The sequence below is a fragment of the Streptomyces sp. NPDC051172 genome, from assembly GCF_040682555.1.
In the GTDB taxonomy this organism is placed as follows: domain Bacteria; phylum Actinomycetota; class Actinomycetes; order Streptomycetales; family Streptomycetaceae; genus Streptomyces.
Window position 1 is genome coordinate 25,852 of record NZ_JBFBBE010000097.1, and the last position, 8,256, is coordinate 34,107.

Below are 8,256 nucleotides of genomic sequence, written 5' to 3' on the forward strand. Positions count from 1 at the left end.
CGCCCGCCTACGCCGACTCGGCGTTGGTGGGCGGGTGCGTCGGACGGGCCGGGATCTGAGCGGGCAGCGGCGGCAGCGCCGTGCCGTACACCCAGGCGGCGAACAGATCGTCCAGCGGCTCGTCCGCGAACCGGTTGACATGGGCGGTGAACGTCGCTGTCGCCACCGCCCCGCCCCGGTGCAGCACCGCCCAGCCGCGCAGCATCCGGAAGAAGGCGTCGTCGCCCATCGCACAGCGCACCGCGTGCACGGTCAGGCCGCCGCGCTCGTAGAGCCGGTCGTCGAACATCGACTTGCGGCCCGGGTCGGCCAGCCGGAGGTCCTGCGGCTGTGCGGACAGCAGGCGGTGTGCGGCGGCGGCCAGTTGCTGGGCGGTGCGGCCGCCCGAGCGCTCCGACCACAGCCACTCGGCGTACTTGGCGAGGCCCTCGTTCAGCCATATGTGCCGCCAGTTGGCGATGGACACGCTGTTGCCGAACCACTGGTGCGCCAGCTCGTGCGCGACCAGCCGCTCCGAACCCCGCGCCCCGTCCACATGGTTGGCGCCGAACAGCGACAACCCCTGTGCCTCGACGGGGACATCGAGTTCCTCGTCGGTCACCACGACCGCGTACTCGTCGAACGGGTACGGTCCGAACAGCTCCTGGAACAGGTCCATCATCTGCGGCTGCCGCGCGAAGTCCCGCGAGAACTCCGGGAGCAGATGCGCCGGGATGTGGCCGTGCTGCGGAACTCCGCCCGGCCCCGGGTCGCCCAGCAGCACCGTCTGGTACTTGCCGATCGCGAGGCCCACGAGATAGCTCGACGTGGGCGCCGGCTGCTCGTACACCCAGGTCGTCGTGGACGCCTTCGTCGTACGGGTCAGCAGCCGGCCGCCCGCCACCACCGCGTACGCGGACGGTGTCGTGACCGAGATCTGGTACGCGGCCTTGTCGGCGGGCCGGTCGTTGCACGGGTACCAGGACGGCGATCCGATCGGCTGGCTCGCCACCAGCGCCCCGTCCTCCAGCTCCTCCCAGCCGAGCCCGCCCCAGGGGCTGGGGACCGGCTTGGGATTGCCCGACCAGTGCACCTCGACGGTGAAGGCGGCGCCGGCCCGGACCGGCTTGGCGGGGCGGATGCGCAGGCGGCCGCCGCGGTGCGTGTAGTGCGGCTGGCGGCCGTCCACCCGCACCCGGCCGATCTTGAAGTCGGAGAGGTTGAGGGTGAATTCGGTCAGCGGCGAGCGGCCCGCGATGGCGTTGATCCGGGCCGCGCCCGCCAGCCGGTTCGGGCCCGGCCGGTAGTCCAGCGTCAGCTCGTACCGGTGCACCCGGTAACGCGGGTCACCGTGTTCCGGGAAGTACGGGTCCGAACCCGCCGTCTGCTGAACTGCCACTGCCGCTTCTGCTCCCTGCGCCCTCGTGCCACTCCGGTCCGCCGGTACACCGCTCACCGACTCCGAGTGGCCCGCGCTCAGGGACGCCATGCCTCGATCGGGTTGCCGAGCCAGCGGGTGTCGTCCGGGACGGACTCCGCGGCCATGACGAGCGACGCGGGACCCAGGGTGGTGCGGGCCCCGATCGTGCTGCCGGGCAGCACGATCCCGCCAGGGCCCAGCGTGGCGCCCTCACGGAGTACAACAGTATCCGTCCGCAAGATCCGGTCGTGGAAGAGGTGCGTCTGCAGCACGCACCCGCGGTTCACGGTGGCCGCGTCCTCCAGGGTCACCAGGTCGGTCTCGGGCAGCCAGTAGCTCTCCACCCACACGCCCTTGCCGATCTTGGCGCCCAGGCCGCGCAGCCACGCGGTCATCAGCGGCGTCCCGGGCACCGAACCGGCCAGCCAGGGCACGGCCACGACCTCGACGAACGTGTCCGCGAGCTCGTTGCGCCACACGAAACCGCTCCACAGCGGGTGCTCACCGGTGCGGTGCCGCCCCACCAGCAGCCACTTGGCGACGAACGACACGACAGCAGCCGCGGCGCCCGTGGTCAGGAGTACCAGACCGGACAGCAGGGGAGCCCAGGGCCCGAGCAGGCAGAGCGCCGCCACCGTCAGCAGGGCGAGGCCGGCCGAGCAGAACACCGGCACGATTCGGCACAGCTCCACCAGACCGCGCGCCCACAGCAGCCGCGCCGGCGGGTCGTAGGTCCGGCTCTGGTCGCCCGTCTCGGCGCTGCGCGGCAGCTTCACCGGCGGCAGACCCAGGTAGGAGCTGCCCTTCTTCGCCTTCTTCGGGGTGGCGGACAGCACGCCGACGAGCCCGCCGTCCGGCACGCTCCGACCCGGCGCGGTCATCCCGGAGTTCCCGAGGAAGGCCCGCCGCCCGATCTCCGCGCGCCCGATCCGCATCCAGCCGCCACCGAGCTCGTACGGCGCGGTCAGCGTGTCGTCGGCCAGGAACGCGCCCTCACCGACGGTCGTGAGGCTGGGCAGGGCCAGCACGGTGGACACCTCGGCGCCCCGCCCGATGCGCATCCCGAGCAGTCGCAGCCACACCGGCGTGACCAGCCCGGCGTACAGCGGGAACAGCGTCTCCCGGGAGCGGTCCATCAGCTGCGTGACCGTCCAGGCCTGCCAGCCGATCCTGCTGTGCGTGGGGTGCGTGCCCTCGCGCAGGCCCAGGCTCAGCAGCCGCACGGCGACGAGGATCAGCAGGGCGTACGCCAGACCGAACGCCAGCGTGGCGGGGACGAGGGCGAGCGCGGCACCGCGCAGGGGCGCGTGGGCGTCGACGAAGGCGTACGCCACGAGGAGCGCGGCGCCGCCCGCAAGCAGCGGCAGCGCGGACAGGGCGAGGCCGGTCAGGCCGTACATCACGCGCCAGTACGTGCCGCGCTGCGGGCGCTCCTTGGGCCAGTTCCGCTTGGCCTTGCCGAGCTTGACCGCGGGCGCGCCCGCCCAGCGCTGGCCGGTGGGGATCTGGCCGGTGACGGCCGAGCCGGGGGCCACTTCGGCCCGCTTGCCGACGCGGGCGCCCGGGAAGAGGATGCTGCGGGTGCCGACGGTGGCGTGCGCACCCACCTTGACCTGGCCGATCTCCAGGCGGTCGCCGTCCAGCCACCAGCCGGACAGGTCGACCTCGGACTCCACGGCCGCGCCTCGGCCCAGTTTGAGCAGGCCGGTGACCGGCGGCAGCGAGTGCAGGTCGACGTCCTGGCCGATCTTGGCGCCCAGCGCCCGCGCATACCGCTCCAGCCAGGAGCCCGTCAGCGAGGTCGCCCCGCTGAACTCGGCCAGCCGCTCGGCGGTCCACAGACGCAGATGGACGCTGCCGCCGCGCGGATGGCGGCCGGGCTCGACGCCCCGCAGCAGCAGTCGCGCCCCGCCCGCGGCGATCGCGAGCCTGCCGGGCGGGCTGAACAGCAGCACCGCGCCGGCCGCGATCAGCCACCAGGGGGCGGTCGGCAGCCAGGAGTAGCCGGGCAGCAGGTTCCCGGCCGCGGCCAGCGCCACCGTCCAGCGCAGACCGAGCAGCGTGAACAGCGGCACGAGCAGCAGCAGCTGGAGCACCTTGGCGCGGGTCGGCACCGGGGCGATGGTGCGCCGGCCGCCGTCGTCCTGCGCCGACTTCTCCAGGTGGCGGGCCAGCTTGCGCAGGGTGGGCTGCTGGTAGATGTCGAGGACGGCGGCGCTCGGGTAGCGGGTGCGCAGCCGCGTGGTCAGCTGGGCGGCGGCCAGGCTGCTGCCGCCGATCGCGAAGAAGTCGTCACGGGCGCTGGTCACCGGGATGCCGAGGACTTCCGTCCACTGCTCGGCCAGCCACGCCTCGGTGCCGTAGAGCTGTTCGGTGGGACCGCCAGTCTCCAGGCCCTCCAGGGGCCAGGGCAGGGCATTGCGGTCGACCTTGCCGGACGTCCGGGTCGGCAGGTCCGCGACCGGTGCGAGCAGCGGGACGAGCGCGGCGGGCAGCTCGGCACGCAGCTTCTCGACGGCAGCCGCGTGGTCCCAGCCGTCCTGGGTGACGACATAGCCGACGAGCAGCTGGTTGCCGCTGCGCGCGGTGCGCACCGCGGCGGCCGCACCTGCGACACCCGGCAGTGCCTGCAGTGCGGCGTCCACCTCGCCCAGCTCGATACGGCGCCCGCCGAGCTTGATCTGCTCGTCGGCCCGCCCGAGGAACACCAGCCCCTGCGGCTCGGCCTTGACCAGGTCACCGCTGCGATAGGCCCGCTCCCAGCCCAGGGACTCCAGCGGCGCGTACTTCTCCGCGTCCTTCTCGGCGTCGAGATAGCGTGCGAGCCCGACCCCGCCGATCACCAGCTGACCGCTGCCGCCCATGGCGACGGGCTCCCCGGCCTCGTCGACGACGGCCAGTTCCCAGCCGTCCAGCGGCAGCCCGATGCGGATCGGCTCCTCGCCGGACATGAGCGAGGCGCAGGCGACCACCGTGGCCTCGGTCGGCCCGTAGGTGTTCCAGACCTCGCGGCCCTCCGTCACCAGCCGCTGCGCCAGCTCGGGCGGGCAGGCCTCGCCGCCGAAGATCAGCAGACGGACGTCGTTGAGGGTCTCCGGCTCCCAGAGCGCGGCGAGCGTCGGGACCGTGGAGACCACGGTGATCTCCTGCTCGACCAGCCAGGGGCCCAGGTCGGCGCCGCTGCGGACCTGCGAGCGGGGCACGGGCACCAGACAGGCGCCGTAGCGCCACGCCAGCCACATCTCCTCGCAGGACGCGTCGAAGGCGACCGACAGGCCCGCCATGACCCTGTCACCGGGACCGACCGGGTCGTCGGTGAGGAACAGCGCCGCCTCGGCGTCCACGAACGCGGCGGCGCTGCGGTGACTGACCGCGACGCCCTTCGGCTTCCCCGTGGAACCGGACGTGAAGATGATCCACGCGTCCTGCTCGACACCGGGGCGGGCGGCGGGGACGTCGGCGTGACCGGTGACGGTCAACCGGTGCCCGGCCCCGATGACGGCCCGTACGTCGGCCTCGCCGAAGACCAGCTCGGCGCGCTCGTCCGGGTCCTCGGCGTCCACGGGGACATAGGCGGCACCGGCGGCGAGGACGGCCAGGATCGCGACGTACAGGTCATTGGTTCCGGACGGGACCCGCACACCCACGCGGTCCCCGAGCCCGACCCCGGCCGCGGCCAGGCGCCGGCGCAGCTGCTCGACCTCGGCGGCCAGCGCCCGGTAGGTGAGACGGTTCGTGCCGTCGTCCAGGGCGAGCTCGTCCGGGTAGGACCGCACGGATGCGTCGAAGATGTCGACGAGCGTGCGCGGAGAGGCCGCCTGACCTCCGGAGAAACGTGCGGTGTCGCCGAACTGCTGGTGGATCTCTGCGCTGAGCTCATCGTCGAGCAGGCCGAGAGCACCGCTCTCGTCAATGGCTGCCATCCGGTCCTCGCGTCTCGATCCCGGAAGCCTCCGGGGCGCTGGCGGGCCCGCAGGTCTGCCTGGGGTTGTCCGGGTCCAGCTCCGTAACAAGCCGGAAATTTTAGTACGACGCTAGGTTCGGAACGGCTGATCGGCCACTCGGGTGGGCTGTTGGGGTCGGTCGCGGCCGGGTGGCGTGTGCTGTGACCTGGGTTCTTCACTGCGAGGAGAGATGGCCCACACAGTGCGTGAGTGGAGGATCCGCGGGGCGGCCGAGTTCGGACAGCAGGTCGCCCGACTCGCGGAAGTAGGCGCCCGGTTGGCGCGTTTGCGGCCCTCCAGTCGGACGGCCATGGAGTCGTGATGGTCGCAGCCGTGCTCATCGCGGCCTGCGTGGGCAAGTCCGTCGGGGGAGCGGGAGCGGCACGGCTGGCCGGCGCCCCCGCACGACAGGCGCTGACCCTGGGCGTCCTGCTCAATGCGCGAAGACTCACCGAGCTGATCATTCTCGGCGTCGGGCTCGACCTCCGGCTCATCGACACCCAGATGTTCACGGCGATGGTCCTGATGGCGCTCGTAACCACCCTGATCACAGGCCCGCTTCTGGACCGTCTCCACCCTGCCCGACTCCCCCGCACGGCACCTGTCGCGAGTCGTTCCGGCACCACGACCGCAGAGGGCGCCGAAACGGAGACGGCTACGTCGTCATCCGGCGTCGGGACGAGCACTCCACGCGAATGATCACGAGGGCGCACTGCCCCGAATGAGTACACGGTGACCGTCACCGACCCTGACCTCGAATCGGAGGTGCACAGCTACTGCCGCGGCTGGAGCCCGGAAAACAGCTTGTGCGGGCCGAGGCTCAGCTCGACCCGCACAAGTTGGGAACACGTCCAGTGTCCGAGGGGGGACTTGAACCCCCACGCCCGATAAAGGGCACTAGCACCTCAAGCTAGCGCGTCTGCCATTCCGCCACCCGGACAAGGTGTCTGTCGTGCGGGGTTTCCCCCGCGGCGACGAAGGAAACATTACCAGGCTTTCGAGAGCTCCCCGGTCACCCCCCGTCCGGCGTGAACGGCGTGTGACGGGCGGGGTCCGGTCTTGGGGAGCGGCCGGGCGGAGGGGGAGGATGAGGGGAACCACCAGCAGTGACAGCGGGAGGAAGCAGCGTGAGCGAGACGGACACGGCCAGGGGCGTCACCGGCGAGGACGAGGTCGTGGACCTCTGCCGCGAGCTGATCCAGATCGACACCAGCAACTACGGCGACCACTCCGGGCCGGGTGAGCGGGAGGCGGCCGAGTACGTCGCGGAGAAACTCGCCGAGGTGGGTCTCGAATCGAAGATCTTCGAGTCGTACCCCGGCCGGGCCTCCACGGTCGCCCGGATCGAGGGCGAGGACCCGTCACGGCCTGCGCTCCTCATCCACGGCCACCTCGACGTCGTACCGGCCAACGCCGACGACTGGACCCACGACCCCTTCTCCGGCGAGGTCACCGACGGCTGCGTGTGGGGCCGCGGAGCCGTCGACATGAAGGACATGGACGCGATGACCCTGGCGGTCGTGCGCGACCGGCTGCGCAGCGGCCGCCGGCCCCCGCGCGACATCGTCCTCGCCTTCCTCGCCGACGAGGAGGCGGGCGGCACGTTCGGCGCCCGGCACCTGGTCGACAAGCACCCCGACCTCTTCGAGGGCGTCACCGAGGCGATCAGCGAGGTCGGCGGCTTCTCCTTCACGGTCAACGAGCAGCGGCGGCTCTATCTGATCCAGACGGCCGAGAAGGGCATGCACTGGATGAAGCTGACTGTGGCCGGCACCGCCGGGCACGGGTCGATGATCCACCGGGACAACGCCATCACCGAGCTGTCGGAGGCCGTCGCGCGGCTCGGACGGCACAAGTTCCCGGTACGGGTGACGAAGACCACCCGGGCCTTCCTCGACGAACTCGGCGACGCGCTCGGCACCGAGCTGGACCCGGAGGACATGGAGGGGACCCTGGCCAGGCTCGGCGGCATCGCCAAGCTCATCGGCGCGACCCTGAGCAACACGGCCAACCCCACGCAGCTGGGCGCCGGTTACAAGGTCAACGTCATCCCGGGCGAGGCCACGGCGCACGTCGACGGGCGCTTCCTCCCCGGGTTCGAGGAGGAGTTCCTCGCCGACCTGGACAAGATCCTCGGGCCGAAGGTGAGGCGCGAGGACGTGCACGCCGACAAGGCCGTCGAGACCACCTTCGACGGGGCGCTGGTGGACGCCATGCAGTCCGCGCTGGTGGCCGAGGACCCCGCGGCCAGGGCGATCCCGTACATGCTCTCCGGCGGCACGGACGCCAAGTCCTTCGACGAGCTCGGCATCCGCGGCTTCGGCTTCGCACCGCTCAAGCTGCCCCCGGAGCTGGACTTCGCCGGCATGTTCCACGGTGTCGACGAGCGGGTGCCGGTCGACGGCCTGAAGTTCGGCGTGCGCGTGCTGGACCGTTTCATCGACGCCTCGTGACCTTCGTTATCGGCCGCACGTACGGAACGGGCCCGAGAAGGGTGAATGCGACCATCAGCTCGTAGCTCCATTACTTCCTCCTCGTTACAGGTAATGCGATCAGCAACACGAGATCGCTTTTGCCAACAAGGAGGAATAATGCTCAAGAAGGTCGTCGCTGCTGCGGCTGCCACTGGTGGTCTGGTTCTCGCGGGTGCGGGCCTGGCCGTCGCCGACGCAGGTGCTCAGGGTGCCGCGGTGCACTCGCCGGGTATCGCTTCCGGCAACGTCGTTCAGGTGCCCGTGCACGTCCCCGTGAACGTCTGCGGCAACACGATCTCCGTGATCGGGCTGCTGAACCCCGCCTTCGGCAACACCTGCATCAACAAGTGAGGTCGACCCGCTGAGGGTCGTTCACGCCCGTGGGGGGGCGGGGGGGGGGGCGGGCCGCGGGGGCGCCCGCGCCGGGGGGGCGGATGTA

5 protein-coding genes and 1 tRNA gene are annotated in these 8,256 nt (G+C 71.6%); 3 read left to right on the forward strand and 3 right to left on the reverse strand.

The window, feature by feature from the left end; translation table 11 throughout:
- Positions 1 to 7: 7 nt before the first annotated feature.
- Both AB0N07_RS38215 and AB0N07_RS38220 read right to left on the reverse strand, forming a co-directional pair.
- Positions 8 to 1,378 (reverse strand): M1 family metallopeptidase, encoded by a 1,371-nt coding sequence (locus tag AB0N07_RS38215; RefSeq protein ID WP_365843314.1) that lies wholly within the window; start codon positions 1,376 to 1,378, stop codon positions 8 to 10.
- Positions 1,379 to 1,455: 77 nt separating this feature from the next.
- Positions 1,456 to 5,322, reverse strand: coding sequence for a Pls/PosA family non-ribosomal peptide synthetase (locus AB0N07_RS38220; protein ID WP_365843316.1), 3,867 nt, complete (start codon positions 5,320 to 5,322; stop codon positions 1,456 to 1,458).
- A 231-nt stretch (positions 5,323 to 5,553) separates the two neighbouring features.
- Between AB0N07_RS38220 and AB0N07_RS38225 the strand changes: the two genes are divergently transcribed.
- Positions 5,554 to 6,042 (forward strand): cation:proton antiporter, encoded by a 489-nt coding sequence (locus tag AB0N07_RS38225; RefSeq protein ID WP_365843318.1) that lies wholly within the window; start codon positions 5,554 to 5,556, stop codon positions 6,040 to 6,042.
- A gap of 156 nt (positions 6,043 to 6,198) precedes the next feature.
- Here AB0N07_RS38225 and AB0N07_RS38230 read toward each other — a convergent pair.
- A tRNA-Leu gene (locus AB0N07_RS38230) sits at positions 6,199 to 6,283 on the reverse strand.
- 187 nt (positions 6,284 to 6,470) lie between these two features.
- Between AB0N07_RS38230 and AB0N07_RS38235 the strand changes: the two genes are divergently transcribed.
- Both AB0N07_RS38235 and chpH read left to right on the forward strand, forming a co-directional pair.
- Positions 6,471 to 7,796 (forward strand): M20/M25/M40 family metallo-hydrolase, encoded by a 1,326-nt coding sequence (locus AB0N07_RS38235; RefSeq protein WP_365843320.1) that lies wholly within the window; start codon positions 6,471 to 6,473, stop codon positions 7,794 to 7,796.
- Positions 7,797 to 7,934: 138 nt separating this feature from the next.
- Entirely contained in the window at positions 7,935 to 8,168 is a 234-nt protein-coding gene (chpH, locus tag AB0N07_RS38240) for a chaplin ChpH (RefSeq protein ID WP_030947654.1), read from the forward strand.
- Positions 8,169 to 8,256 lie beyond the last annotated feature (88 nt).